Raw genomic sequence first — 25,110 nt, forward strand, 5'->3', positions numbered from 1 at the left:
GAGCATGCAGTGGATAATGATGCAATTCAATACTTGCAACTGTATGATAAGCTCAATCCGCAGCGGCTGCAGCATACGCCGCTGCCTGTTACGGTAGCCATGCTGTCAGAGATGCTCTGCTGTACGCCGCGTAATGCCAAGTTCGTGCTGCGGCGGCTGGAGAGCCGGCACTGGATCGTCTGGCAGCCCGGACGGGGCAGAGGTCATATCTCACAGCTGGAATTTCTGTATCCCGTTGCCGATATTGTAGAAGTACGCCTGCGTCAGCTGCTGGACAAGGACCGGGTCAAGGAAGCGCTGGAGCTGATCGGTACACTGGAGACCGAGGAGCCCATCCGGGAAAGGCTCTGGAATGTGCTGCATGTATACCTCGGTATGCACAGCGAGCAGGAGGAGAGCAGTGTCCAGGATGTGCTGCGCATGATCCGCTACCGTCCTTTGGAAAAGCTGGATACCGCCAGTGTGTTCACCGCTTTTGAGACCTTTGTGCTGCGGCAGATCCAGGATACGCTGCTGGCTTATGATGCGGCTTCACGCAGCTTTTTGCCAAGGCTGGCCTACCAGTGGGAGAATAATGAGGATCATACAAGTTGGACCTTTTATCTGCGCAAAGGTATTCGGTTCCATGATGGTGCCCTGCTGACCGCACGGGATGTCCGGTACACCTGGCAGCGGATGTGCGAGAAGGAGAGCAGCATGCTGTGGCTCTACCGGGATATCCGCGAAGTAGAGCAGAATGGAGATCATATCGTCACCTTTCATCTGCACCGCAGCAATCTGTTTTTCCTGCATCTGATGACCAATGTGTATATGGCGATTCTGCCTGCGCACATCGAGCAGGAACAATCGCTGATCGGCAGCGGACCGTTTCGCATCTCGGAGCTGACGGCAAGCAAGCTGTCCCTGCTGGCTTTCGACGATTATTATGGTCTGCGCCCGGTGCTCGACCGGGTGGATGTCTGGTTCATGCCGGAGCAAGGGCATATGGGACGGTTATACCAGCTGAGTGAACGTGACGATCAGATGGCCAGCCGCCAAATCAATCATCCGGTGCTCGGCTGCCGATATTTGCGGTTTGATTTTCGTACGCCGGGTATTCAGCATCATCCGAAGTTTCGCGAATGTATCCGTCATCTGTATGATGGAGAGACGATGATGCGTGAACTGGGAGGTGACCGGATTGCAGTCGCCTATAGCTTGCTACCCTGGAAAAGCGCCGATTATCAACCTTTACGGAAGAGTTCGCTGGCCGAAGCGAAGCGGCTGCTTTGGGAAAGCGGATATGACGGCATAGAGCTGGGCCTTTCCTTTATGGACAAAAAAGAAGAACGGATTGAAGCGCTGTGGATGCAGCAGCAGGCGGCCCGGATCGGTCTTCGTCTCCAGCTGCTTCCCTGCACGAAGGCTTATGGTACGATGCTGTATGGTAGGGATAGAGGAGAAATCATGCTCGGTATGGAAATATTGGAGGATGACTGGGAATGGGATATGATCAACTTTTTTGCCAATGAGGGCAATTATCTGTACCATGCTCTGAACAGTGGGCAGCAGAAGCGGCTGAAAGGTATGCTGGAAGGGATTATGCAGCTGGAGCAGGGTCAGCGTGAAAGCGTACTCGACCGGGTAGAACAGATGATGCGGGATGAGAACTGGATTATATACGGGAATCATCTGAACCAGCGGGCTTATTTTAACCGCAATCTGTATGGACTTCATATTGAGTCGTTCGGCTTTCCGAATCTGTCGGCGCTCTGGATCAGGAAGAAATGAAACAAGAAAGGGGTGTCAGCAATGACAGCTGTAGAGATACTGGATGTGTTTAATGAGCAAATGGAAAAGACCGGTACAGCCACACGGGAGGAAGTACATACACAGGGATTGTGGCATCAGACTTTTCATTGCTGGATCGTCGCAGGCTCGGCTGCAGAGGGGTGGAAGCTGCTGTTTCAGTTGCGCCATCCGGACAAGGAGACCTTTCCCGACAAGCTGGATACATCGAGCGCTGGGCATCTGATGACGGGTGAATCACCGGAAGATGGGGTAAGAGAACTGGAAGAGGAACTTGGTCTTGGGGTGACCTTTGCGGAATTGACGTACTGTGGCATGCACCAGGAAGAGTATCGGATCTCGGATCATTATATGGATCGGGAATTCACGCACGTGTATTTGTACCCATGCAATCTTCCACTCAATGAATATGAAGTCCAGCACAGTGAGGTGACCGGACTGTTCTGGATTGCGGCGGATGAGTTTCGGTCCATGATCGGTGGAGAGCAGGATACCCTGTCTGCAGAGGGTGTCATTTACGATGAACAGCAGAAGCCGGTACCGCAGCATCGGGTTGTTCGCCTGAGCGACTTTACCGCCAATACACAGGAGTATTATGATTTATTATTTGATGCACTGGGCTACGAATAGTGCCGCAGTAATGTAATGATATGGAAAAATTCAGCTATAATATCTCTTTTCAGGAAAATATAATTGCAGTTTATGTAGAAAATACAGCTTTTTTCTCTATTTATTGCCGATAAACAATATAAAATAGAGGATATGGGGTAAATAGTTCAAAAGAAAATGCTCCTGATGCGGTCCAATCGGAGCCAGGCTGATATCTCAATGAAGCGGGGGTGCAACATGATTTATTTTGTCAAAAAAAATAAAGTGAATCAGCTGCCTGTAGATAGCAGAGAACTGGATAATTATCTGCAGCAAATGGTTCTGGATAATGAAGCCATCCTGATCGACAGAATACCGGCTGAAATGCAGATGCAGAGTATGGAGCTGCTGCTTGGTAATCCTGCATTCACGCTGATTCATATCCAGGAATCGCATATTGATCGTTTTGTCCGCTCGCCTCTTCATGGGCATTCGAGTGAAGTCTATCAGGAGTCGCTGGATATCGTTACCACTTATATTCGTGAGCTGCAGTTTGAGATTGAAAAGGGAGCCGCGGCTCTGGCGAATTATCAGCAGGGAGAGAAAGCCGGCATGGTCAAAGACAGTCTGCGCCGGGCACTCAGCAATCTGGGAGAGCGTCGTGAGGTCACCAGCATGATCCTGCAGGAGCTTCATCACCGGCTGGGCAAGCAGGCAGAACGCGATAACAGCAGATCGAGTGAGCGGTTTACCGATAATGAATGGAATACATGAACACATGGCGGAGCGATCAGCGCCCGGAATAAGAGTACAGCCTGAAAATAGCCCGATTACTGATGTGACTAATTATCAGTAATCGGGCTATTTAAGCATGTATGGGATAGAGTAACAGATATATGCGTGAATACCTACCGACTGCGAAGGGAGCCGAGCAGCAGACGCAGCGGCTGCCAGTTTGGATGGCTTTCCGGATGATCCACCAGCAACTCCATCACCTGTCCGGTAAATGTACTGACATCATCCGTATCCCCTGTTACCTGGAACCCCAGCGACTGAGCCAATTGCTGCCCTTCCGTATTATCCGGATGAATGCTGATCAGCACTTTTTCATAATGGAATCGCTCATGCATATACTCCAGCAGCAGTGGGAAAAATTGGCGGGCATACCCACGTCTCTGGAATCCGGCATCAATCATGAAGCGCTCGACCCAGATACTGTCACTTTCTTCACAATACCAGCCATACATCGCATACCCCACCAGCATCATGCCGTCATACAGACAGACCGAGGAACCATTGTATTCATACTTGGACTCCGCGAGTGAAAAGGCATTACTCTCAATATAGGATTGCTGGGCTTCCGTCACCTGCAGGGCAGCCGCAGCACGCCAGTTCATTCCTGTCACTTCTTTGATCATCAAACTCATGTTACCTAGTCCTTCTTTCCATTCGTATTCCCCTTTTGAATGGGTTGCCAGCTGTGGAGCGGCCATCTATCAAGCGACTTTCAGCCCTACAACATAGCCTATTGAAATAAAGAGAACGGTCCATATCAGGGCACCAATTGTACAAATCAGCATATATTTGCGAAAAGGCATAGCACTGATCCCGGCGATATAACCTGCCGCGTGTCGAACGCCCGGAATAAAGTAGGAGAACAGTACCGTCCATATGCCATAACGGGTAAACCACTGCTGCACCCGATCAAATCGTTTGGGCGTGAGCCCGATCCATTTGCCATACTTGTTAACGACTTTGAAACCCAGCTTGTTGCCTATTCCGTAACTAACCATCATCCCGATCACAGAGCCTGCGAAGCTGAACAGGATGCAGAGAAGATAGTTCAGCACACCGGTCGAAGCCAGATATCCGACGAACAGCATCAGCGTTTCATCCGGAATCGGCAGCCCGATAATGCCAAGGGCCAGGAGTAGAGTGATGGCCATATAGCCATACTGGGCGATATATTCTGCTGCTAACTCCATCTGTACTCACTTCCTGACCATTTTATTTTTAAAGGCGGGAAATGGAATACGACTGATCATCAGCAGAGACATTACCGCCATAAGCATAATCGTCCAGTAGCCGGACGAATCCGGTCCCGACAGGGAAGACAGGGCGAGCAGGGTACCGGCAGCCGTAATCGGCAGTCCGGTAAAGCCGTTCACCGTGCCCGATATATTAAAGCGTGCCAGCCGCAGCGCACCACAAATCACAAACAGGATAACCGATGCAAATCCCAGCCATCCGTTGTCCTCCAGTTGATACAGGAGAACGAGCACAGCCGGCGCCGCACCGAAAGAAATCAGATCGGCCAGCGAATCGAGCTGCTTGCCAAATTCACTGGGGCATCGGAGCAGCCGGGCCAGCAGGCCGTCGAGTATATCGAATACAGCCGCCATAGCGATCCAGATCAGCGCCAGTCTGTAATGTCCATTAATTGTAAGCAATAAGGAAGCAGTACCTGCACCAAGATTCAGTACAGTACATAGTGTAGGTAGCCATGTCGTGTTCATAGGATAGAGTTCCTTTCTTTCTGTAAAATGGCAGCATCTGATAGGTTGAAATCAGGTTATGAGGTAAGCTCAAACTGGTAGCCTGTACCGATCACAGTACGGATATGGCGTGATTCATAGCCCAGTTTGGCGCGAAGCTTTTTGATATGGGAATCGACCACCCGTGTATCTCCCTCAAACTCCAGTCCCCAAACCCGGTTCAAAATGGTGTCACGGGAAATGACAATATTTCGATTCTGGGTGAGCAGCAGCAGCAGATCGTATTCCTTGGGTGTCAGATCCACGTGGGTGCCGTTTACTTCCAACCGATGGGCGAGTGTATTGAGCACAGCAGAGCCAAATGTAATTATATGCCCCTGTGGCTGGTAATTTTCGGTCACCCGCTTCATCAAGGAGTTGGCACGGGCGATCAGCACTTTGGGACTGAACGGTTTGGTCACGTAGTCATCGGCACCGAGTTCAAATCCAAGCACCTTGTCCTGATCGGCGGATTTGGCGGTCAGCAGAATAATCGGTACCCCGGAGCGGGTGCGCATCTGCCGGCATACTTCGAACCCATCCATCCGGGGCATCATAATATCGAGAATGACCAGATCCGGCTGCAGATGATCAAACCACTGCAGGGCATCAGGCCCGTTATCCGCTTGATGCACTTCCCAGCCATCCTGTTCAAAATAATCCGAAATCACTTCGCGAATTCGCGCTTCATCTTCGACCAGAAGCACTTTCCTTGCCATTGTTCATCCCTCTTTCTCCAACAAAATCAAAATAAGCATTATCGCCCAAACGTAATGGAAAAGCAGACGCCATCTTTCAGATTACGTACTTCATAATGGAACCCGTGCAGATCCAGAATCTGCCGGGAAATGGATAATCCAAGTCCGGTTCCGCCGGTCTGCCGGCTGCGCGAAGCTTCACCGCGATAGAATCGTTCCCAGATCTGGGAAAGCTGGTCTTCCGGTATCGGATCGCCCTTGTTTTCTACGGAAAAGCGGGTGGACTGCGGGTCGCTGAGTATTTCAATCATAATCGTGCTGCCTTCATCGGCATGCCGAATCGCATTGACGATGAAATTGCGGATCACCTGCTCGATCCAGTCCGGATCAGCGATGACAGGCAGCTCATTGACCGGGATAATCATAATTTCCAGCCGGCGAGCCTGCAGTAGATGGATCAGCCGGTCAGCCACTTTCTCGGTGAGCTCACTGAGCATGAAGGAAGTCATATGCAGCTGGATGGTACCCGACTCCAGCCGCGCCAGATCCAGCATATCCTTGATCAGCATTTCCATTTTGTCGGCTTCTTCGATAATGACAGATACATAATGATCCTGTTTATTGATATTAACCCCATCCTGCAGTCCTTCCGCAAAACTTTTCACAATACTGAGCGGAGTTTTGAGTTCATGCGATGCATTGGTGAAGAAACTCTGCTGCATCATCTCGATCTTTTGCTTTTGCTCCATATCCTGCTGAAGCTGCTGATTGGCCTCCTGCAGCTCACGCAGCGCCCGGTCCAGACTGAGGGACATCGTATACATGCTGGTGGAGAGGCTGCCCAGCTCATCATTTTGCCGAACAGGAGGAGAATCTGCGGTAAAGTCCAGCTTGACCATCCGCTTGGCCATATCATTGAGCGCGATCAGCGGACGGGTAATAATTTTGGAAAAGAAGAGCGATAAAATCACAATCAATATAAATCCGCCGATACCGAGATACATATAAAACCAGCGCAGCGCTTCATTGGTGTCGCTAATCTCCTGCAGTGAAGTCATCGAGAAGAGCAGTTCCATATTCTGATTGGGCCGTTTCACTGGCTGGATCATAATGACATTATGCGTCCCGCTCCAGGATTCGGTCCATTCATATTGCAGCCGCTTCATATCCAGCAGCTGTTCCCGCTGATTGTCGGTTAATGGAAAGGAACGATACAGTGCCTCCATGAGCAATCCCTGCCGCTGATTCCAGTTCTTGGGTGTGGGCAGTACAATCTCGGTCACTGTGCCTGAAATGTCCGGCGTATAGTATTCGGTAAGGGGTTTATGTTTCTCGATCTGCTCCGGTGTAAATACGATGTGTGGTTTGGTATTCCGGATATCCGCATCTCCCCACAGATCCAGTTTATCGCCTGTGCGGATATTGAGCGCCCGGAACGAATCTTCATACAGGTTCATATATAGCGAAAGGGAGACCGACACCTGTTGGCCGTTATCCTTCCGGATGACCAGATGATACGGATCTTCCAGCACCATTTGACCGTCCATGTCCACAATGGTCAGCTGGCTTTTGTTGCGGTTCATGAACCGCAGCATCTCATTGGAGATCTGACGCGGATTGTCGCCGGATTGAACATAGACAGCGGCGAGCTGATCCAGATCATGTTCTGCTTTGTTCACTTTGTGTTCCTGATAGAAGCTGTTAAAAAATAGCAGTTGGCTGAGAATAACCATCCCGTAAAAGCAGACAAAAAACAGAACAGTCATCAAAAACAGTTTAAAGGTAATACTGCGATTTTTCATAACGTCTCCTTGCCTTCATTGGTATTCTAAATACAGCGATGTTCTTCTAACCATACCACTGTATCGGCTGAATCAGTGATCTTTTCGCACTACACGGGTATTGGCAAGGAATAAAGAAGCAATCAGCACCAGGATAGCCATCGACCACCAGAATGTGCTTAGTGCCTCATCATGATCGATAATGATCAGCCGGACGATTGCGGTAATCCCAATATAGATAAAATAACGCAGCGGGAAATGGAAGTTGGATTTGAAATACTTAACGATCAGCGCGATAAATTCAAAGTATAAAAAGAAAACAAGCAGTTCATCGGTAAAAGCAAAATAACTGTCAATCTCTTCCGGAGACAGAACAACCGACGAGAAAATACTCCATGTTTCTTTCATCAGCAGCACACTCAGTACAATCGCCATCAGGAACAGGCTGATATTCAGTACAATTTGCAGCAGTTCCGGTACTTTACGAGTCTGCATCATAATAAATTTCATTTTCATTCATCATCTCTCCTGCAAGTCATGGTTGAAGCTTATTTATTCATTGGCTTTATTGTAAATGGATGATTTGTCCTTTATGTGTCCTTTGGCGAAATTGCGTACAGCGAATCAGCGTTGTGCAGCAGACACTGTAGGAAAATAAGATTGACTTTGACCAGGGCTTATGCAGGGGATTGACACCTGTATGGTATTATAGAAACGCGAATGTACTGAGTTCAGGATACCATTCAATACACCCGTGAACGGTGAACGGGAAATGATCATGCAGTATAAGCAGCAGGAGAAGACACAGGAGGGACAATATGTATCAATATAGTGATCAGAAATATGAATCAATACGATTCGACGGGCAGGATCTGCGGTATGGAGAGATTGTACGTTGTGTGTTCCAGAACTGTACCTTTATGAATACGGCGATGGATGAGATTGATACAAGCCACTGCCGGTTTATCGAATGCGATTTTCGCGGCGTGACGTTGAACGGGTCGATACATACGGAATCGGCTTTTGAGAACTGCCGGTTCGATGGAGCCAATCTGTTCGCTGCCAAATTCAGCATGTGCAAAATGACGGGCTCGGACTTTGCCGGCGCACAGATGGACGGCATTACCCTGAACGGCGGAGACTGGGCATACACGAATCTGAGTCATATCAAGCTGGGGCGCCAGGATCTGAGAGGCATCCGTTTTTATGAGACCGACTTTTCCAATACGGATCTGGCCAAGGCGGATATGCGTGATTGTGATATGACCGGTGCGAGTCTGGCCGGGACCAAGCTGCAGGGAGCGGATCTGCGTGGTGCGGTTCTGGAAGGCATTGATCTGAAGTCGATTAATGTGCAGGGGGCGCGGATGGATCGGGAGCAGGCTGTACTGTTTATGCGGTCATATGGGGCGAAGGTGGACTAAACGTTCTTGCTTCATTCACCTTCATTAACTGCCAGACTAAAATTCAATAATTAAAATAGTAATGAATGACTGTGTTGATCCTATCGAAAATTAGCGTTAACACAAGCAGCCTGATGCGCGTAAACACATCAGGCTGTTTTTACGTGCATCAAGCGGCACTTTTTCAGTCTATATATGGCCAAGTCTACCTTTTATCATACAGATAATTGGTTGTACCATTCATCATTAACCGGTTCGAGCCATTCGGTCTGGCCAGGGGTAATCGCCAGGTGGACGAACCAGCTGTCAGTGGTGGCGCCGTGCCAGTGTTTTACGTTTGGCGGGATGTTGATCACGTCGCCGGTTTTGATCAATTGGGCGTCTTTGCCTTCTTCCTGGTACCAGCCTTCGCCGCCGGTAACGAGCAGCACCTGGCCGACAGTATGGCTGTGCCAGTTATTGCGTGCGCCGGGTGCAAAAGTGACATTGCCGATGCCTGCATTCAGTGGAGCCGGGTCGGTAAATACCATTTGCAGATAAGCGTCTCCCACAAAATAGGATTCTACCTTTTCACCGAGCGGAAAGATGGTGCTGCTGCTCAGATGTTCGTTATTCATAGTTTATCCCTGCTTTCTGTTCGTCTTGGTAAATGTCTTTGGCGATGTTAAATGCAGACCATGCTTTGGGCCAGCCGGCGTAAAAGGAGAGATGGGTGATGATCTCTGCAATTTCCTCGCGGGTGACGCCGTTTGCTTTGGCTTTGTGCAGATGAGGGGTCAGCTGTTCAAAATTGCCTCCGGCAATGAGGGCGGAGACGGTGATCATGCTGCGGTCGCGTGGAGATAATTCCTTTTCCCGGGACCAGACCTGTCCGAACAGAACATCATCATTCAGTTCGGCAAATTGGGGTGCGAATTCGCCTAACAGGTCTCTGCCTGCGGTTTGTTTCTCTGCCATAGGTATTCCTCCATTCTGGATTCCTGTTATGCTGCTTATGCGGCGCATATGGTAACTATTATATAGCGGTTACATACTTGTGCAATTGCTAGATTGCCGGAATCTGTCTATTAATGAACAGAATGGAGGAAGTTGTTGATTTATTTGTCCTGGATAACCGATCTACTCCTCTGTTCAGTCAGACTTGGTGAACTGTGTCTGAATTTTTTGAAGAAACAGATCTGCGGCTGCAGAGAATACCTGATGCTTTTTCCAGACCATATTCAGTCCGGATTCCAGCCTTGGCTCCAGCGGTCTAAAACAGAGATTGCTGTCCGCGGAAGTATTGACTATTTTATCAAGAACGATAGCATAACCGATGCCCTCATCGACCATAATCGAAGCATTGTAAGCCAGGTTGTAGGTAGTAACGACATTCAACTTATCAAAATCCTCGCCAAACCAGTCCGCAAATTCATTATGGGAAAAGGTCTGTTTCATCACCTGACGCGAGCAAATTACGGGAACATTCAATAAATCGGCAGGCCGAATAGTGTCTTGACGGGCGAGCGGACTGTCTCTGCGCATGATTACTCCCCATACATCATGGACAGGAATATGAACATGATTGTATTTGGATAAATCGGCAGGTTGAATAAGAATCCCGAAATCAAGCAGCCCTTTATCGAGCCTTTCCGCCACATCGTCTTCGTTGCCGCTGTATAGATGATACCGGATATGAGGGTGGCTGGACTGCAGCTCTTTGACGACCCGGGCGATCTGTCTCATAGCGTCAGTCTCCCCGCCGCCGATATATACATCTCCGCCCACCGTTTCTTCCATCGAGCTGAACTCGGCTTCCAATTTGGTGACCATATCGACCAGTTCTTCCGCACGTTTACGCAAAAGCATGCCTTCGTCTGTCAGCATAATACTGTGGCTGCTGCGAACAAATAACTTTTTGCCGAGTTCCTGTTCCAGATCTTTCAGCTGTCTGGACAGTGTAGGCTGTGTAATATGCAAGAAATCAGCCGCTGCCGTAATACTTCCTTCTCTGGCCACCGCCAGAAAATAACGTAATACTCTCAGTTCCATACCCCTGCCTCCCTTATAGGGAATGAGTATACCTGTGTAAGACATGCCTGTAAAGCATATCTAGATATCAGATATAAGCAATAGGACATAATCAAAAAGTGTTTTAGAATAGGCAGCAGAGGAGAGCATACGATCTCTTAAGACATCAAAGGTAAACATAAACCATTCAAACCGGAGAGGATGATATTTACAAATGAGAAAAAAATGGATGAGCAGCCCTTTGCTTAAATTGGCGGGCTTGGGGTTACTGTTGGTTACAACCATCGGTGCATCGGGAGCAGCAGAGGAAAAGGTTGCAGCCTCGGCACCAGCACCACGTCAACAGGTCTGGGACAAGACATTTCCTGCCAACAAGCAGGTAACGATCCAAAAAGTTTCCTATACCAACAGGCTGGGCGTCAAAATAGTTGCCGATATGTATTTTCCCAAAAATATGAATAAGACACAGAAATCTGCCGCCCTTATCGTTGGCCCTCCGTTCAGCGGTGTAAAAGAACAGACCGCCGGTCTGTATGCCCAGGAGATGGCAGCGCGCGGCTTTGTGACGCTGGCTTTTGATCCGTCTTATACAGGCGAGAGTGGTGGACAGCCGCGTAATATCGCAGTGCCGGACGTTATGGTGGAAGACTTTAGCGCTGCAGTGGACTTTTTGGGAACACGCCCCTTTGTGGATCGTAATCGTATCGGCGTGATCGGTGTATGTGCCAGCGGCGGATTTGCCCTCAGTGCTGCACAGCTGGACCCGCGGCTTCAGGCGATTGCGACAGTGAGCATGTACGATATGGGACGTGCTTATCGTGAAGGCATGGGATTGGCTGCGATTCCAGAGGAAAGAATGACCGAAGAAGAACGCTCCAAAGCACTTCAGGAAGCTGCCGAGCAGCGCTGGACCGAATTTGGCAGTGGAAAAACCAAATATGGCACAGGATCTGCTGTTGAAATGAAACCTTCGCAGCAGGCAGCGGCCGCAGAATTCGCTGAATATTACGGTACGCCAAGAGGACATCATCCCCGCTCCATGCCTTACAGCATGACCAGCACGGGGGCACTGATGAACTTCTTCCCGATGGAACAGATCGGTAAGATTTCTCCTCGTCCGCTCCTGCTGATTGCAGGGGAGAATGCGCATTCCAGATATTACAGTGAAGATGCCTACCAACTGGCTGCCGAGCCGAAAGAACTCTATATTGTTCCGGGTGCAGGACATGTCGATCTGTATGACAAAAAAGAGTATATCCCGTTCAGCAAGCTGGAGTCATTCTTTGACGAGAATTTGAAGAAGAAGTAAGGGAGAGATTCAGGCCTGACAAGGGATTGACCTCCAAATCATATGCAATCCAATGGAAGTGTGAATCCTGCCAGTCTTATGAGGATTCACACTTCTGTATTTTCAAGGAAGAAGGAACCATATTCTATGTATAAACAAAATCATCTGTTGATCCTGATTCTGATGATAGGCGCCTTTGGCATTATCAATACGGAAATGGGCGTTATCGGGATACTGCCCTATATTGCCGAACATTTCCATATCAGTGTATCCAGAGCAGGGTGGCTGGTCAGTCTGTTCGCGCTTACCGTGGCTATCTCGGGCCCGACAATGCCGCTTTTATTTTCGGGAATCAATCGCAAAAAGGCCATGCTGCTTGTACTCGGTATCTTCGTGATGAGCAACATCGTCTCCATATTTACATCCGATTTCACGACTGCGCTTGTCGCGCGTGTGATTCCGGCTATTTTTCATCCTATTTATTTTTCGGCGGCCTTTACGATGGCTGCGGATTCTGTTCGTAAGGAAGAAGCGCCAAAGGCAGTCTCCAAAGTCTTTATCGGTGTGTCGGCAGGGATGGTACTCGGCGTACCGATCGCGAGTTTCCTTGCCAGTGCCATTTCGTATCAGATCTCGATGTCTTTTTTTGCAGTCGTCAATGCGATCGTATTTGTCGCTATACTGGCCTTTTTCCCTTCGATGCCTGTAAAAGAAAAACTTTCGTATGGAGACCAGCTGTCCGTATTGAAAAAGCCGGTCATATGGCTTTCGATCGGTGCAGTCATTTTGCTGAATTCGGCAGTGTTTGGGGTATACAGCTATCTTGCAGAGTATCTCGGGAACGTTACTCACATGTCCGGCAGTTGGATCAGCATCATGCTGGTAGTATTTGGGGGAGCCAATATTATAGGCAATATCGTAGCAGGCAAGCTGCTTACGAATCATGCCAATCAATCGGTCATCGTATTTCCTTTTGTATTGGGGTTCGTTTATGTCCTGTTATTGTTGTTGGGACAATTTACTGTACCGATGGCAGTTATTACGTTGTTCTGGGGAATACTGGCCGGTATCGCAGGCAATATCAATCAATACTGGATTACTTCGGCAGCGCGGAAAGCACCTGACTTCGCCAACGGTCTATTTCTGGCTTCCGTGAACCTGGGTACCACGGTAGGAACAGCGGCAGGTGGACTGTTCCTCTCGATATGGGGTACACCCTATGTGATATGGATAGGCATCCTCTCGGTGGGATTCAGTCTGGTATTCATTTTGTTAAGACTCCGTCTTCATAGCCGACCAATGCATACATCGGCAAACGATTGATCCGGTTAACGAATCCATAAATGGGGACCTCCTTTGATCAATCAGGAATGATCTTGTACTTCTCTTATTATAGGCGAATATGGACTGCTATGTTAATCCTTATGAGAGAATCAGGAAATCATTTAAGACAATTGAGATAACGGGATAACTTCCAGGTATTGCATAATAACAGAGAAAGAGGAGGGAGATGCGGATGGATAGATTCATCGAATGGCTGGACATGGCGATGATCCGCAGATTGGTGGATATGATCGCTCTGGAGCAAGAAGCCGTCTACAGGGATATCTACAGAGATTCCCTGAATGAGCTGTATGCCAAATACAGCCGTACCGCACCATAACAATCAATCAAGGGAGTGTGCAGCAGCATGGAATATACCAAGCTTGGAAATACAGGTCTGGATGTATCACGAATCTGTCTCGGATGTATGGGGTTTGGCGATGCGAGCCGCTGGGTTCACGAATGGGTGCTAAATGAGGAAAACAGTCGTCCAGTGATCCGCAAGGCACTGGAGCTGGGAATCAACTTTTTTGATACAGCCAATATTTATTCGATGGGCAGCAGCGAGGAATATCTCGGACGCGCTCTTAAAAATTATGCCAACCGTGATGAGATCGTTATTGCCACCAAAGTATTCAACCGCATGCATGAAGGCCCGAATGGTACAGGGTTGTCCCGCAAAGCGATTATGAGCGAGATGGATAAAAGTCTCCAGCGTCTCGGTACCGACTATGTCGATTTGTATCAGATTCATCGCTGGGATTATAACACACCGATTGAAGAGACGATGGAAGCACTGCACGATCTGGTTAAAATGGGCAAGGTTCGCTATATCGGCGCGTCGGCAATGTATGCCTGGCAGTTCCAAAAAGCACTCTATACAGCAGAAAAGAACAACTGGACCCGTTTCGTATCGATGCAAAACCATATGAATCTGTTGTACCGTGAAGAAGAACGGGAGATGCTGCCGCTGTGCCGCGAGGAAGGAATCGGTGTGATTCCATACAGCCCGCTGGCTTCCGGCCGACTGACACGCGATCTGGATCAGTCTACCCTGCGCTCGGAGACCGATCAGATTCAGAAATCCAAGTACGATTCCACCATGGACACAGACCGTGTAATCATCGAACGAGTCGCCGAACTGGCCAATCGTTACGGCGTCTCCCGTGCCCAGATTGCCACGGCATGGATTCTGCAAAAAAGCCCGGTAAGCGCACCGATCATCGGAGCGACCAAAATCGCCCATCTGGAAGATGCTGTCCGGGCACTGGATGTGAGGCTGACAGCGGAGGATGTGGCTTTCCTTGAGGAGCCTTATGTACCGCATCCAGTCGTAGGCGCCAACTAGAAATCTGAATAAAAAATGCGGGGACCAGCTTCTTTTCGCACCATGATCCAGAAATGGTAAAAAAACCGGCAAATGTCAAAATACACGATTAAATATTATACAAATGAACGAATTTAAGAGAATTTGATAGATTTTATAAGATAGAATGGAATTTTCAGGAGCAAACAGTGTGTTTGCTCCTTTTTCACGTCAAATATCGAGAAAATAGATGAATTTTATGACTAAAAGCAACGAAGGAAGAGAAGATTTTTGAATAAATAAATTGATAAATAGTGCTCATTTTCTTACTTATTATATTATTTTAATATATGAAAAATTCACAATAAAAAAACAAAATGTACCTAGACACTACCAGCAAAACCCGAACTAATCAGCACCAATAATAAAAAAAAAAACTAAACTATCCCTCACAAATAAACAACAAAAAATTTTATAAACCACCTCAATATTATCCCTATCCAAGAAGGTTGCCAAAAAAAAATGCATTCACCATACTTTTGCTCCCCAATTCCATCCATACATCTGCAATAATATACTATAGCCTTTCCGCCAGGACAGGTATATTGATGTAAAAACACCGTTAACATGAAGAAAGGGGTTTTTCTTATCAGTATCCTGTCCTTTTTATTCTACTGTTTTATCGTCACTTTCACGCCCGGACCGAGCAATATTATCATTCTCTCCATTGCGCAAAAGGAAGGAACCGCGCGGGCGCTTCGTTACACATACGGTGCCACACTGGCATTCGGATTGCTGCTGACCGCATCGGCGCTGCTGAGCAGTACGCTGGCTGTCATTTTACCGAAAATCCTGGTCGGGATGCAGATTGTCGGCAGTCTGTATATGCTGTATCTGGCTTACCAGATCTCGCGCAAGTCCAAATCATCTGAACCCGGTACACCAGGCGGTATGGGAACATTTCACTCCGGCTTTGTAACCCAGTTCGTCAATCCAAAGGCGATCCTGTTTACGATGACCGTCATTCCGACCTTTATCATGCCTTACCATCCGGCTATCACAGGACTAATAGCCGGTGTATTGGGTATCACCTGTATCGGTTTTCTTGCCTATGCAACATGGGTGATGTTTGGTACAATTTTTAAACCGTTTTTGCAGCGGTATCAGCGGGCAGCCAATCTGGTTATGACTCTTTTCCTGGTCTATGCTGCCGTTATGTTATGGGTATAATTCACTGCGGGAGAGGTGAGTAGCGTGGAGAAATTTATTTACAGACAATCGGCTGGCATCACGGCGTTATCGGCGAGCATTACCGATTTCACTTACAAAAGACATTCCCATCAGGAATATGCGATGGGTGTCACTCTGCGGGGAATCCAGCATTTTACAATGGATGGAAGCCTCCAACTGTCTCACCAAAACGGAGTCATGCTGTTTAATCCCGAGCAGGCTCATGATGGCATGGCGCATGATCGGAACGGACTGGATTATGTGATGCTGTATATCGATCCGCCTCTACTGCTGGAAGTAATGGAGAAAAAGGAAATCCTGCAGTTCGATACACCAATTGTATACGATCACCGACTCAAGCAGCGGATCGTGACGCTCGGGCACGCCATATTAAATGAAAAAGATGAAGCCCTGTGCAGTGAACTGCTCGTATCGCTGACAGATGGATTGGCGGAGACGAATCTTGCTGCTCGCCGCTATAAGGCGGACAATGGTATGCTTCGGGCAGCCAAGCATATGATCCACGATAATCTGGAGACGGTACTGCGGCTGGAGGAGATCTGCGGAGAGCTGGGATTGTCCAAATTCCAGTTTATCCGTTTTTTCAAAATGCATACGGGGATCTCGCCGTACCAGTACTTTCTGAACTGCAAGATTGAGCGGGCCAAGCGGCTGATCGAGAAGAATCGGGATATCTACTCGGCTGTCGCGGAGTGCGGATTTGTGGATTTAACGCATTTGAACAAGCATTTCAAGAGTGTGTATGGGACAACTGCGCATGAGTATCTTTTGCATCTGGGGTAGTTTTGTCAAAGTTGCGGTGCTCTTGAGGACATGCGCTCCGGAAAGCTTTGATTATAGGGAACAGTGAAGAATTAGAGGCTTTTAATTGAATAGATTTATGTAAAAGATTGCTGAATGAGGCAGTCTTTTTTACTTGGATAAAAAACAAATGTTGACAGTATTTACAGTCGTATTATATGCTTATCGCTGATAATCGTAATCATTACTATTATTAAAAATAATGGTCATTGTGTTTCTTCAATCATCGGGCCAGAGGAGATGAGACATGAAGCAGGAAGTGGATTTCGTGAAATGCAGTCCTACGCAGAATATGACGGTTCTCGTGCGTACGAAGCATCCGGTGGAAGAGCATCTGCCTATCGCTGCCCGGCTGATGTCGTATGACAGTGTGTATGCCGAGCAGGTGGGCTTTATCGATGAACCGGTCTTGTATCCGGAGGCTGCGGCTCACCTGCGGATGGCCGGGGGTGAATTTTGCGGTAATGCCTGTATGGCACTTGCAGCGCTGCTGGCAGCAGAAAGTGGGATGAGCCTGGGCGATGATGCGGTAAGGATCAGGCTGGAGACGTCCGGGACGGATGAGCTGATCGACTGCCAGGTACGGCTGGTAGAGGGGGGCTATCATTGCAGAATTGCTATGCCGGTACCCGAGCAGATTCGCCGCCGTACACTGCGTGATAATAAGCAGGACTGGAATGCCATAGAGCTGCGCTACCAAGATGCTATTCATCTGGTGATGGAAGTGAAGCAGTTCAGCCGTACGATTCGAGAAGAAGCCGAGAGGATCGCCATCAAGATCGGTGCCGACGAACCGGTCAGCCTCGTCGGAATTCTGCTCTATGATGCGGAATCCGGCGAGATAGCGCCGCTCATTTATGTACCGTTGATGGACAGTCTGGTCTGGGAGAGAGGCTGCGGCTCGGGGACCGCCTCAATGGGAGCGTATCTGGCATGGACGAACCGAAGGAGCATCACTGCGGATATACGTCAGCCGGGTGGGGTGATCCATGTTGCCGCCGAGTATGGACAGCGTGGTCTCGGTAAAGTAGAGATCGAAGGAGCTGTCGGCATTGTTGCTGAAGGCAGAGCTTTTGTCCATGCCTAACGCAGAGAAAAGTGACAGGCAGAAAATAAATGATTAGACAGATTAACACCACATAACAGTGTGATTGGAGTGATCCGAATGGAGAAACTGCTAACTTTTCAGGATGAATTAAATGATTACCGAAAGCATTTTCACAGAGCGGCCGCGCAGTATGACCAGACGATGACGCATCATCTGGAATTGCAGCAGTTGATTGATGAGTATTCCCGCTTTGTTATCAATCCGTCTAACCATGTGATATGGGAACAATTACAAGAAGAGAGAAATGAAGAACTGTCTCTGATCGCCGACGATCTGCGGCAAATATCTGCCCGGTGTGTGGCAGTTATGGAGAAGTATCGTGCGCTGAAGCTGCTGGATGGCAGCAGCGGGATTACCGATTATTTTCGGAATATCGAGTCCTGTATCGAGCAAGAGTTTGGCCGATTCCAGGTCACTTCCGCATCCAGGGTGCTGATGATCGGATCAGGTTCATTTCCAATGACTCCGCTGCTGATTGCCAGACGTACGGGAGCCGAAGTAGTCGGCATCGATATTGATGAAGAATCGGTACAGCTGGGTAGAGCGATTGTGGACCAGCTGGGTCAGGGACTGAATATCCGACTGCTGTCTAATCCGGTAGAAGAGCTGGAATTTACAGGGACGGCGACTCATATCATTTTCAGTTCTACCGTCGCGCAGAAATACGATATTCTAGACCGATTATATCCTTTAACAGGTAAAGAGGTCATTGTCGCAATGAGGTACGGGGATGGACTGAAGTCACTGTTCAACTTTCCATCTCAGGAGACCGACTCCCGGAAATGGCAGCAGGCGAGCAAGATCCTGCGGCCGGATCAGGTATTCGATATTGCACTATACCGAAAGGAGAGCATCCGATGAAAGAGTGGGGCAATGTGCTAATTCTGGGCACTGGTCCGGTGTCGGTTCAGCTGGCTGTCATGCTGAAACGGCAGTGGAACAGCAGGATCGGGATAGCGGGCAGGAGATCATCGCGTTCGCAAAAGTTCTTTGCTTCCCTGAAGCAGAGCGACCGGCAGATCCGTGTTGGAATTCAGAACGAGCAGCATCACAGTATGGCAGGCGAGTGCCGGGTCGATGAGGTATTCAGCGGCTATGAACACATTACCGGACAGTGGAATACACTCCTACTCGCGGTAACTACCGATGCCTATACGACTGTACTAAAGCAGCTCGATCAGGAAGTGCTGCGTAATGTCCAGTGCATTCTGCTCATCTCGCCAACATTCGGCTCAGGGAATCTGGTTCACCATTACATAAAAGAGTTCAATCCCCGGGCCGAGGTGATCAGCTTCTCCACCTATCATGGGGATACACGATGGGCACATCAGGAACCTTCCCATACTGTATTAACTACTGCAGTCAAAAAGAAACTTTGTGCAGGCTCGGTGCAGAAGTCATCCGCTCGTCTCGACAGTCTGCAGGACATGTATACCCGATTGGGCGTACAGCTTCAGCTGATGGATTCACCACTGGAAGCGGAGACCAGAAACATCTCTCTGTACGTGCATCCACCGCTGTTCATGAACGAAGTAGCTCTGGAAGCGGTGTTTGGTGAAGAGTCCATTCCGAGATATGTCTACAAGCTGTATCCCGAAGGTCCGATTACCCAGCAGCTGATTCGAAGTATGCTCGCCCAGTGGAAAGAGATTACGGCGATTCTGAAGCAGCTGAATATTCCCGGCATCAATCTATTGAAATTTATGACCGATGATAACTATCCGGTATTGCCGGCCAGTCTGGGACGAGAGGATATCGAGAACTTCAATCATCTCCCTCCCATTCATCAGGAATACCTGCTGTATGTCCGCTATGCTTCGCTGCTGATCGATCCTTTTTCCGAGCCGGACAGCAGTGGCAGATATTTCGATTTTTCCGCGGTGCCTTTTCGCAAAGTATTTACCAATCAGGAGGGTCAGCTGGATATTCCGCGCATGCCGCAGGAAGACTATTACCGTATCAAGATCATTCAGGGCATCTCCCATCATACTGGAACGCCCTGTCCGGTGATCGATGAGTTTATTCACCGATACGAATCTACCATCCGGGAATATGCAAGCAATCACCCGGGAGTACCTTTATCGAGAGCATTTACCGTACAGGATTTTCATGAAGATCTAACCAGGATCTGCGGCGCTATTCAGCCGGTCCACTAAGGAGAGAATACAAATGTCAAAACAAATATCATTATTGCTGCTGCTCATGCTGATGGCAGCAACCGTACTATCTGCCTGCTCCCCGGCAGGACAATCCGCAGCGAATACTGCATCTGCACATAACAATGAACTGATCTATGCTACAGCCAAAGACATCAACGACATGAATCCGCATCTGTACGCCGGATCCATGCCGGCGCAGGGGATGGTATACGAATCGCTCGTGGAAAATACGAGCGAAGGAATCAAGCCGCTGCTCGCTTCCTCCTGGGATATTTCCAAGGATGGCAAAGTGTATACCTTCCATCTGCGTGAGGATGTAAAGTTCCATGATGGCGAGCCTTTTAACGCAGAAGCCGTCAAGCAAAATATCGATGCTGTCCAGCATAACAAGGAAAAACATTCCTGGATCAAATTATCGACCAAAATCACGGACTGCAAGGTGATCGATGAATATACCGTTCAGCTGACACTATCCGAACCATATTATCCGACACTATCCGAATTATCCATGACCCGTCCGTATGTATTCATCTCGCCAAAAGATTTTAAAAATGGGGAGACGATGAATGGAGTGAGCGGCTATCATGGCACAGGTCCCTATGTGCTGACTGCCCATGAACCGGAGCAATCCGCGACATTCGAAGCTAATACCAGCTACTGGAACGGTACCCCTGCGATTCGTAAGATCACTGCCAAAGTGCTGCCTGCAGGTGAGACGACATTCCTGGCTCTGCAAAAAGGCGAAGTAAACTTTGCCTTTACCGATGACCGGGGAGCCGACAGCATGGATGTCGAAGCGATGAAGCAGCTGGAAGCCTCCGGCGATTACCGGATCGTACGCAGCGAATCGATGAATACCAAGATGATCGTCGTCAACAGCAGCCGCTCCGGCAGTCCGGTCAGCGAAAAGGCTGTGCGTGAAGCGCTCTGGCATGCGGTGGATCGGGAGACGATCAGCCGCGATATTATGGGCGGTACCGAGACGGCTGCGAATACGCTATTTTCCAGCAATGTTAATTATGCCGATGTTCCGCTTACCCAGCGAAGCTATGATCTGGCCAAAGCGGGCACAATATTGGAAAATGCAGGCTGGAAAATGGACCCGGCCAGCGGCATACGCAGCAAGAACGGAACTCCGCTGACCATGACGCTCTATTATGATAGCAATTCCTCTTCCCAGAAAATTCAGGCGGAGCTGATTCAGAGTGCGACAGCCACGGTAGGCATGCAGTTGAAGCTAAGCGGAGAAGAATCCGCCTCTATCGCCAACCGCAGGGCGACCGGCGAATATGATCTGTTATTCAACCAGACCTGGGGGCTGGCCTATGACCCGCAGAGTACCATAGCCGGCTTCACTTCCAGCAGTGCCTATCTGCATACGACCCAGGGAATTCCACAGGCCAAAGAGCTGTACAGCAAAATTGATCAGGTGATGACATCATTAGATGAAGCGAAGCGCAAGTCGCTCTATGCGGGTATTCTGAATATCGTTCATGATGAAGCGGTGTTCATCCCGGTAACGAACGGCAACATTACGGTCGTCGCGCCGAGCAATCTGCAGAATATTTCATTCAAGCAGACTCAGTATGAGCTGCCGTTTGAGTCGATGAGCTTTCAATAATAGGCAAGAGAATAATAAGCAAGAGGAGGTTCTCCGGTGGGAATGTATATGATCAGGCGAATCGTATTCGCCATTCCGCTGCTGTGGGCGATTTCCCTGCTGACATTTGTGTTGATCAATCTGTCCCCGCTGGATCCGGCGGTTGTCGTGCTGCAGGCACAGGGGGTGCCAGTCATTACCGACGAGCTGATTGCCCGGACACAGCAGCAGCTTGGTCTGGATCAGCCGTTTCTTGTCCGGTATATACACTGGATGGCGGATTGTCTGCAGCTGGATTTTGGCCATTCGTATATAACCGGTCAATCGGTCTGGTCGCTGCTCGGTCCGGCTTTGGTAAATACACTGCGGCTGACGCTGGTGTCGGCAATGAGCATTATCATCGTCTCGGTGGTGTTGGGAGTGATCTGTGCCTTGCAGGCTGGACGGCTGCTGGATCGTTCGGTGCGTATGCTCGCTTTTATCCTTACGGCGGTGCCTTCGTACGGATTGGCTGCGCTACTCATCTGGTATTTCTCGGTTCGGCTGGACTGGCTGCCGACGAGCGGCATGGAATCGTACCGCAGTTACGTCTTGCCGGTGCTGATCATTACAATCAGCTATGCCGGATTGTATTTTCGTAATGTGCGCAGCTCAATGCTCAGCAATCTGAATAAGGACTATGTGCTGTACGGGCGGGCATCCGGACTGCCGGAGAGAATCATCACGCTGCATATTTTGCGCAATTCCCTGCAGGTGGCGGTATCGATATTTTGCATGGCGATTCCGATCATACTGGGCAGCACGGTTGTGGTCGAGAATGTCTTTGCCTGGCCGGGGCTGGGCAGTCTCAGCGTACGCGCAATACTGAGCCGCGACTTTCCGGTGATTCAGGCGTATGTGCTGATCCTGGCTGTTTCATTTGTAATATTCAATGCCATCTCGGATATGATCAATGCTGCGATCAATCCCAAGCTAAGGAATGGTCTGTAAATGAAGATATGGAAAAAGGGGGGCATGGACAAAACAGGCAGTCTATCCCTCCTCGTGGTGATCGGCGTGATTATGGCTGGATTGTCCGCACCGTTACTAGCGCCGCATGATCCGCTGGCTGTACAGATGAGTCTGCGATATGCAGGTCCATCATGGGAATATCTGCTTGGCAACGATCAGCTGGGCCGGTGTATCCTGTCCCGGCTGATCTATGCCATTCGTCCGAGCGTGCTGGCGGTACTGATCGTGCTGCTGCTCTCTGTGCTGATCGGAGCGGTGCTCGGATTTGCGGCTGGTTACTTTCGGGGCAGGATCGATACATGGATCATGCGGATATGTGATGTGGTGCTGTCTTTCCCCGGGTATGTCATGACCCTCGCAATAGTCGGCATACTCGGGGTGGGACTGGAAAATATACTGATTGCCTTTGTATTGACCAAATGGGCATGGTTCGCCAGGGTCATCCGGACATCCGTGCTGCAGTATACGGAGCAGGATTATATCCGGTTTGCCCGGGCCACCGGTATGGGACATGGACAAATTATCCGTCGTCATGTGATTCCGGTAACCTTTGCCGATATTGCGGTAGTGGCGAGCAGCTCTATTGGAGCGATGATCTTGCAAATATCCGGGTTTTCCTTTCTCGGACTCGGTATTCAAGCGCCGCAGGCGGAATGGGGCATGATGCTGAATGAAGCGCGGGAAGTGATGTTCACCCGGCCTGAGATGATGCTGCCGCCGGGAATAGCGATTGTGATCGTTGTCTCTGCATTTCATTTTCTGGCGGATTCTCTGCAGGTGGCTCTCGATCCCCGGCTGCGTCAATCCAAGGTGCAGCATGACAGACAGCCCGAGCACAAGGAGGTGCCGGTTCGGTTATGAATGTATTGGAAGTGGATCAGCTGAATATCAAGGATACCCATACCGGCAAGGTGATCGTCGACAATGTTTCGTTTGAACTGCGGCAGGGGAGGTGCCTTGCTATCGTAGGTGAGAGCGGCAGCGGCAAATCGCTCACCTGCCGGGCGATCATGCGGCTGAACCCGTCGTCTCTGCGCCAGTCAGGCCGTATTCTATTCCGGGAAACCGATCTGAATGCACTGTCCGCCCGCGAGATGCGGAACATGCGCGGCAGACCGATTGGTATGATTATGCAAAATGGCATGAGTGCTTTTGATCCTTCCTGCGTCGTTGGGGTGCATTTCCGGGAGACACTGGGCGAGCATTATGGCTGGAGCCGCAGCGTTATCGATGCCATGATGCAGGAGGCAATGCAGAGCGTCATGCTGAACCAGCCTGCCCAGCTGATGAACCGGTATCCGCATGAATTGTCCGGCGGGATGCTGCAGCGAATGATGATTGCACTGACACTGGTATTGAAGCCGTATATCATTATCGCCGATGAGCCGACGACAGCGCTCGATACGCTGTCCCAGCAGGAAGTGATGGCGCAGTTTATCCATCTGCGCCGTACGCTGGGAAGTTCGATGATCTTTATTTCTCATGATCTGGGGGCGGTCCGTCACATTGCCGATGATGTGCTGATTATGAAAAGCGGACAAATCATTGAGCGCGGAGAGACCGGGCAGCTGTTCACAGCGCCCCGGCATGATTATACCCGCCAGCTGCTCTCTGCCCGGCTCGCCTTGAGTGATCATTTCAGGCAGCTGATAAATGAGGAGTGAATCCAGGAGTAACGGAATAAAGGAGACAAGCAATATGCTGCACATACAGAATGTGGAGAAATCATATCAAAAAAGCGGACTGCTCGCGAAAAGATCGCAAAAGGTACTGCACGGCGTCAGCTTCAGCTGCCATGACGGCGAATGTCTCGGTATTATCGGCGAAAGCGGCAGCGGCAAGTCGACGCTGGGACGTCTCATTCTCGGTATCGAGAAACCGGATCATGGCACGATCCTGCTAAATGGACAGCCGATCGCACAGCGTCAGGTACGCCGCGGGCAGATCAGTGCGGTATTCCAGGATTATACGTCGTCGATCAATCCTTTCTTTACGGTAGAGCAGGCGATCCGGGAACCGCTGGATGGGGATGGACGTTCGCGGGCGGATCATGGCAGACGAGTGGATGAACTGCTGGAGCAGGTCGGACTGAGTCCGGCTTACCGGACCCGGTATCCGCATGAACTGTCCGGTGGAGAGGCGCAGCGGGTATGCATTGCCAGAGCGGTGGCGAACCGTCCCCGTTATATCGTACTGGATGAGGCGATCAGTTCACTGGATGTACGGGTTCAGGTGCAGGTACTGCATCTGCTGCAGGAACTGCAGTCCGTCTATGGGATGGGCTATATCTTTATCACACATGACATCCAGGCCGCTGCCTATATGTGCGACCGGATGATCATTTTCAGAAAGGGACAGATTGTGGAGACGATCGATACGGATCGGCTAAGGGAAGTGCAGTCGGATTATGCCCGTACGCTGCTGGGTGCCACAATTATCGTATAGACCATAAAGGAGGGGA

General features: G+C 49.5%; 27 protein-coding genes. 18 read left to right on the forward strand and 9 right to left on the reverse strand.

The features are described from left to right. Positions 1 to 9: 9 nt before the first annotated feature. The 3 genes from M1D61_RS10645 (at position 10) to M1D61_RS10655 (ending at position 3,150) form a co-directional block, all read left to right on the forward strand. Positions 10 to 1,770 (forward strand): ABC transporter substrate-binding protein, encoded by a 1,761-nt coding sequence (locus M1D61_RS10645; RefSeq protein ID WP_458122309.1) that lies wholly within the window; start codon positions 10 to 12, stop codon positions 1,768 to 1,770. A 21-nt stretch (positions 1,771 to 1,791) separates the two neighbouring features. After that, positions 1,792 to 2,418, forward strand: a complete 627-nt coding sequence (locus M1D61_RS10650) for an NUDIX hydrolase (protein WP_458122310.1) — start codon at positions 1,792 to 1,794, stop codon at positions 2,416 to 2,418. 216 nt (positions 2,419 to 2,634) lie between these two features. Further along, the gene (locus M1D61_RS10655; RefSeq protein WP_458122311.1) at positions 2,635 to 3,150 is read left to right on the forward strand and encodes a hypothetical protein; all 516 of its coding nucleotides are present in this window, start codon (positions 2,635 to 2,637) and stop codon (positions 3,148 to 3,150) included. A 134-nt stretch (positions 3,151 to 3,284) separates the two neighbouring features. Here the strand turns inward: M1D61_RS10655 and M1D61_RS10660 are convergent, their stop codons facing one another. The 6 genes from M1D61_RS10660 to psiE all read right to left on the reverse strand — a co-directional run bounded on the left by M1D61_RS10660 (position 3,285) and on the right by psiE (position 7,899). Then, entirely contained in the window at positions 3,285 to 3,803 is a 519-nt protein-coding gene (locus M1D61_RS10660; RefSeq protein WP_458122312.1) for a GNAT family N-acetyltransferase, read from the reverse strand. A 69-nt stretch (positions 3,804 to 3,872) separates the two neighbouring features. Continuing rightward, positions 3,873 to 4,361 carry a DedA family protein gene (locus tag M1D61_RS10665; protein WP_458122313.1) on the reverse strand — a complete coding sequence of 163 codons (489 nt, stop codon included), beginning with the start codon at positions 4,359 to 4,361 and terminating at the stop codon, positions 3,873 to 3,875. Positions 4,362 to 4,367: 6 nt separating this feature from the next. Continuing rightward, positions 4,368 to 4,892: a CDP-diacylglycerol--serine O-phosphatidyltransferase gene (gene pssA / locus M1D61_RS10670; protein WP_458122314.1), complete on the reverse strand. Its 525-nt coding sequence runs from the start codon at positions 4,890 to 4,892 to the stop codon at positions 4,368 to 4,370. Positions 4,893 to 4,948: 56 nt separating this feature from the next. Continuing rightward, the gene (locus tag M1D61_RS10675; protein ID WP_458122315.1) at positions 4,949 to 5,629 is read right to left on the reverse strand and encodes a response regulator transcription factor; all 681 of its coding nucleotides are present in this window, start codon (positions 5,627 to 5,629) and stop codon (positions 4,949 to 4,951) included. A 38-nt stretch (positions 5,630 to 5,667) separates the two neighbouring features. After that, on the reverse strand, positions 5,668 to 7,410 hold the full coding sequence (locus M1D61_RS10680; protein ID WP_458122316.1) for a sensor histidine kinase: 1,743 nt from the start codon (positions 7,408 to 7,410) through the stop codon (positions 5,668 to 5,670). Between the two features lie 72 nt (positions 7,411 to 7,482). Beyond that, positions 7,483 to 7,899 (reverse strand): phosphate-starvation-inducible protein PsiE, encoded by a 417-nt coding sequence (psiE, locus tag M1D61_RS10685; RefSeq protein WP_458122476.1) that lies wholly within the window; start codon positions 7,897 to 7,899, stop codon positions 7,483 to 7,485. Positions 7,900 to 8,207: 308 nt separating this feature from the next. Here psiE and M1D61_RS10690 point away from each other — a divergent pair, with 308 nt between their 5' ends. Beyond that, positions 8,208 to 8,813 carry a pentapeptide repeat-containing protein gene (locus tag M1D61_RS10690; protein ID WP_046214103.1) on the forward strand — a complete coding sequence of 202 codons (606 nt, stop codon included), beginning with the start codon at positions 8,208 to 8,210 and terminating at the stop codon, positions 8,811 to 8,813. A gap of 194 nt (positions 8,814 to 9,007) precedes the next feature. Here the strand turns inward: M1D61_RS10690 and M1D61_RS10695 are convergent, their stop codons facing one another. The 3 genes from M1D61_RS10695 to M1D61_RS10705 form a co-directional block, all read right to left on the reverse strand. Further along, a complete protein-coding gene (locus tag M1D61_RS10695; RefSeq protein ID WP_458122317.1) occupies positions 9,008 to 9,409 on the reverse strand; it encodes a cupin domain-containing protein in 402 nt (133 codons plus the stop codon). Then, entirely contained in the window at positions 9,402 to 9,749 is a 348-nt protein-coding gene (locus M1D61_RS10700) for a carboxymuconolactone decarboxylase family protein (protein WP_458122318.1), read from the reverse strand. The genes M1D61_RS10695 and M1D61_RS10700 overlap by 8 nt, the downstream gene beginning before the upstream one ends. 174 nt (positions 9,750 to 9,923) lie before the next feature. Continuing rightward, entirely contained in the window at positions 9,924 to 10,823 is a 900-nt protein-coding gene (locus M1D61_RS10705; protein WP_458122319.1) for a LysR family transcriptional regulator, read from the reverse strand. A gap of 193 nt (positions 10,824 to 11,016) precedes the next feature. Between M1D61_RS10705 and M1D61_RS10710 the strand changes: the two genes are divergently transcribed. From M1D61_RS10710 to M1D61_RS10775, 14 genes are all read left to right on the forward strand, one after another. After that, positions 11,017 to 12,111, forward strand: coding sequence for an alpha/beta hydrolase (locus M1D61_RS10710; RefSeq protein WP_458122320.1), 1,095 nt, complete (start codon positions 11,017 to 11,019; stop codon positions 12,109 to 12,111). 126 nt (positions 12,112 to 12,237) lie between these two features. Beyond that, complete coding sequence (locus M1D61_RS10715; protein ID WP_458122321.1) at positions 12,238 to 13,413, forward strand: MFS transporter; 1,176 nt, start codon at positions 12,238 to 12,240, stop codon at positions 13,411 to 13,413. Between the two features lie 193 nt (positions 13,414 to 13,606). After that, a complete protein-coding gene (locus M1D61_RS10720) occupies positions 13,607 to 13,753 on the forward strand; it encodes a hypothetical protein (RefSeq protein ID WP_458122322.1) in 147 nt (48 codons plus the stop codon). A 27-nt stretch (positions 13,754 to 13,780) separates the two neighbouring features. Continuing rightward, the gene (locus tag M1D61_RS10725) at positions 13,781 to 14,761 is read left to right on the forward strand and encodes an aldo/keto reductase (RefSeq protein WP_458122323.1); all 981 of its coding nucleotides are present in this window, start codon (positions 13,781 to 13,783) and stop codon (positions 14,759 to 14,761) included. 585 nt (positions 14,762 to 15,346) lie between these two features. Beyond that, the gene (locus tag M1D61_RS10730; RefSeq protein WP_458122324.1) at positions 15,347 to 15,949 is read left to right on the forward strand and encodes a LysE family translocator; all 603 of its coding nucleotides are present in this window, start codon (positions 15,347 to 15,349) and stop codon (positions 15,947 to 15,949) included. A 24-nt stretch (positions 15,950 to 15,973) separates the two neighbouring features. Continuing rightward, positions 15,974 to 16,753, forward strand: a complete 780-nt coding sequence (locus tag M1D61_RS10735) for a helix-turn-helix domain-containing protein (RefSeq protein WP_458122325.1) — start codon at positions 15,974 to 15,976, stop codon at positions 16,751 to 16,753. 265 nt (positions 16,754 to 17,018) lie between these two features. Then, complete coding sequence (locus tag M1D61_RS10740) at positions 17,019 to 17,858, forward strand: diaminopimelate epimerase (protein ID WP_458122326.1); 840 nt, start codon at positions 17,019 to 17,021, stop codon at positions 17,856 to 17,858. Positions 17,859 to 17,936: 78 nt separating this feature from the next. Then, on the forward strand, positions 17,937 to 18,740 hold the full coding sequence (locus M1D61_RS10745) for an SAM-dependent methyltransferase (RefSeq protein ID WP_458122327.1): 804 nt from the start codon (positions 17,937 to 17,939) through the stop codon (positions 18,738 to 18,740). Beyond that, on the forward strand, positions 18,737 to 20,035 hold the full coding sequence (locus M1D61_RS10750) for an opine metallophore biosynthesis dehydrogenase (protein WP_458122328.1): 1,299 nt from the start codon (positions 18,737 to 18,739) through the stop codon (positions 20,033 to 20,035). Before M1D61_RS10745 ends, M1D61_RS10750 begins: the two co-directional genes overlap by 4 nt. Before the next feature lie 13 nt (positions 20,036 to 20,048). Then, positions 20,049 to 21,659 (forward strand): staphylopine-dependent metal ABC transporter substrate-binding lipoprotein, encoded by a 1,611-nt coding sequence (gene cntA, locus M1D61_RS10755; protein ID WP_458122329.1) that lies wholly within the window; start codon positions 20,049 to 20,051, stop codon positions 21,657 to 21,659. Positions 21,660 to 21,701: 42 nt separating this feature from the next. Then, positions 21,702 to 22,628, forward strand: coding sequence for a nickel/cobalt ABC transporter permease (gene opp1B, locus M1D61_RS10760; protein WP_458122477.1), 927 nt, complete (start codon positions 21,702 to 21,704; stop codon positions 22,626 to 22,628). Further along, the gene (cntC, locus tag M1D61_RS10765) at positions 22,629 to 23,510 is read left to right on the forward strand and encodes a staphylopine uptake ABC transporter permease subunit CntC (RefSeq protein ID WP_458122330.1); all 882 of its coding nucleotides are present in this window, start codon (positions 22,629 to 22,631) and stop codon (positions 23,508 to 23,510) included. Further along, the gene (cntD, locus tag M1D61_RS10770) at positions 23,507 to 24,313 is read left to right on the forward strand and encodes a staphylopine uptake ABC transporter ATP-binding protein CntD (protein ID WP_458122331.1); all 807 of its coding nucleotides are present in this window, start codon (positions 23,507 to 23,509) and stop codon (positions 24,311 to 24,313) included. Before cntC ends, cntD begins: the two co-directional genes overlap by 4 nt. A gap of 34 nt (positions 24,314 to 24,347) precedes the next feature. Then, positions 24,348 to 25,094 (forward strand): ABC transporter ATP-binding protein, encoded by a 747-nt coding sequence (locus M1D61_RS10775; RefSeq protein ID WP_458122332.1) that lies wholly within the window; start codon positions 24,348 to 24,350, stop codon positions 25,092 to 25,094. Positions 25,095 to 25,110 lie beyond the last annotated feature (16 nt).

This window comes from Paenibacillus sp. Z6-24 (assembly GCF_054161335.1).

Excerpts from the sequence above, each read along its gene's own strand:
- M1D61_RS10750 (WP_458122328.1), top strand. The coding sequence starts at position 18,737 with ATGAAAGAGTGGGGCAATGTGCTAATTCTGGGCACTGGTCCGGTGTCG.
- M1D61_RS10695 (WP_458122317.1), bottom strand. The coding sequence starts at position 9,409 with ATGAATAACGAACATCTGAGCAGCAGCACCATCTTTCCGCTCGGTGAA.
- M1D61_RS10710 (WP_458122320.1), top strand. The coding sequence starts at position 11,017 with ATGAGAAAAAAATGGATGAGCAGCCCTTTGCTTAAATTGGCGGGCTTG.
- M1D61_RS10675 (WP_458122315.1), bottom strand. The coding sequence starts at position 5,629 with ATGGCAAGGAAAGTGCTTCTGGTCGAAGATGAAGCGCGAATTCGCGAA.
- M1D61_RS10775 (WP_458122332.1), top strand. The coding sequence starts at position 24,348 with ATGCTGCACATACAGAATGTGGAGAAATCATATCAAAAAAGCGGACTG.
- cntD (WP_458122331.1), top strand. The coding sequence starts at position 23,507 with ATGAATGTATTGGAAGTGGATCAGCTGAATATCAAGGATACCCATACC.
- cntC (WP_458122330.1), top strand. The coding sequence starts at position 22,629 with ATGAAGATATGGAAAAAGGGGGGCATGGACAAAACAGGCAGTCTATCC.
- pssA (WP_458122314.1), bottom strand. The coding sequence starts at position 4,892 with ATGAACACGACATGGCTACCTACACTATGTACTGTACTGAATCTTGGT.
- psiE (WP_458122476.1), bottom strand. The coding sequence starts at position 7,899 with ATGAAATTTATTATGATGCAGACTCGTAAAGTACCGGAACTGCTGCAA.
- M1D61_RS10705 (WP_458122319.1), bottom strand. The coding sequence starts at position 10,823 with ATGGAACTGAGAGTATTACGTTATTTTCTGGCGGTGGCCAGAGAAGGA.
- M1D61_RS10740 (WP_458122326.1), top strand. The coding sequence starts at position 17,019 with ATGAAGCAGGAAGTGGATTTCGTGAAATGCAGTCCTACGCAGAATATG.
- M1D61_RS10725 (WP_458122323.1), top strand. The coding sequence starts at position 13,781 with ATGGAATATACCAAGCTTGGAAATACAGGTCTGGATGTATCACGAATC.
- M1D61_RS10665 (WP_458122313.1), bottom strand. The coding sequence starts at position 4,361 with ATGGAGTTAGCAGCAGAATATATCGCCCAGTATGGCTATATGGCCATC.
- M1D61_RS10715 (WP_458122321.1), top strand. The coding sequence starts at position 12,238 with ATGTATAAACAAAATCATCTGTTGATCCTGATTCTGATGATAGGCGCC.
- opp1B (WP_458122477.1), top strand. The coding sequence starts at position 21,702 with ATGTATATGATCAGGCGAATCGTATTCGCCATTCCGCTGCTGTGGGCG.
- M1D61_RS10660 (WP_458122312.1), bottom strand. The coding sequence starts at position 3,803 with ATGAGTTTGATGATCAAAGAAGTGACAGGAATGAACTGGCGTGCTGCG.
- M1D61_RS10730 (WP_458122324.1), top strand. The coding sequence starts at position 15,347 with ATGAAGAAAGGGGTTTTTCTTATCAGTATCCTGTCCTTTTTATTCTAC.
- M1D61_RS10680 (WP_458122316.1), bottom strand. The coding sequence starts at position 7,410 with ATGAAAAATCGCAGTATTACCTTTAAACTGTTTTTGATGACTGTTCTG.
- M1D61_RS10690 (WP_046214103.1), top strand. The coding sequence starts at position 8,208 with ATGTATCAATATAGTGATCAGAAATATGAATCAATACGATTCGACGGG.
- M1D61_RS10700 (WP_458122318.1), bottom strand. The coding sequence starts at position 9,749 with ATGGCAGAGAAACAAACCGCAGGCAGAGACCTGTTAGGCGAATTCGCA.
- M1D61_RS10720 (WP_458122322.1), top strand. The coding sequence starts at position 13,607 with ATGGATAGATTCATCGAATGGCTGGACATGGCGATGATCCGCAGATTG.
- cntA (WP_458122329.1), top strand. The coding sequence starts at position 20,049 with ATGTCAAAACAAATATCATTATTGCTGCTGCTCATGCTGATGGCAGCA.
- M1D61_RS10650 (WP_458122310.1), top strand. The coding sequence starts at position 1,792 with ATGACAGCTGTAGAGATACTGGATGTGTTTAATGAGCAAATGGAAAAG.
- M1D61_RS10655 (WP_458122311.1), top strand. The coding sequence starts at position 2,635 with ATGATTTATTTTGTCAAAAAAAATAAAGTGAATCAGCTGCCTGTAGAT.
- M1D61_RS10745 (WP_458122327.1), top strand. The coding sequence starts at position 17,937 with ATGGAGAAACTGCTAACTTTTCAGGATGAATTAAATGATTACCGAAAG.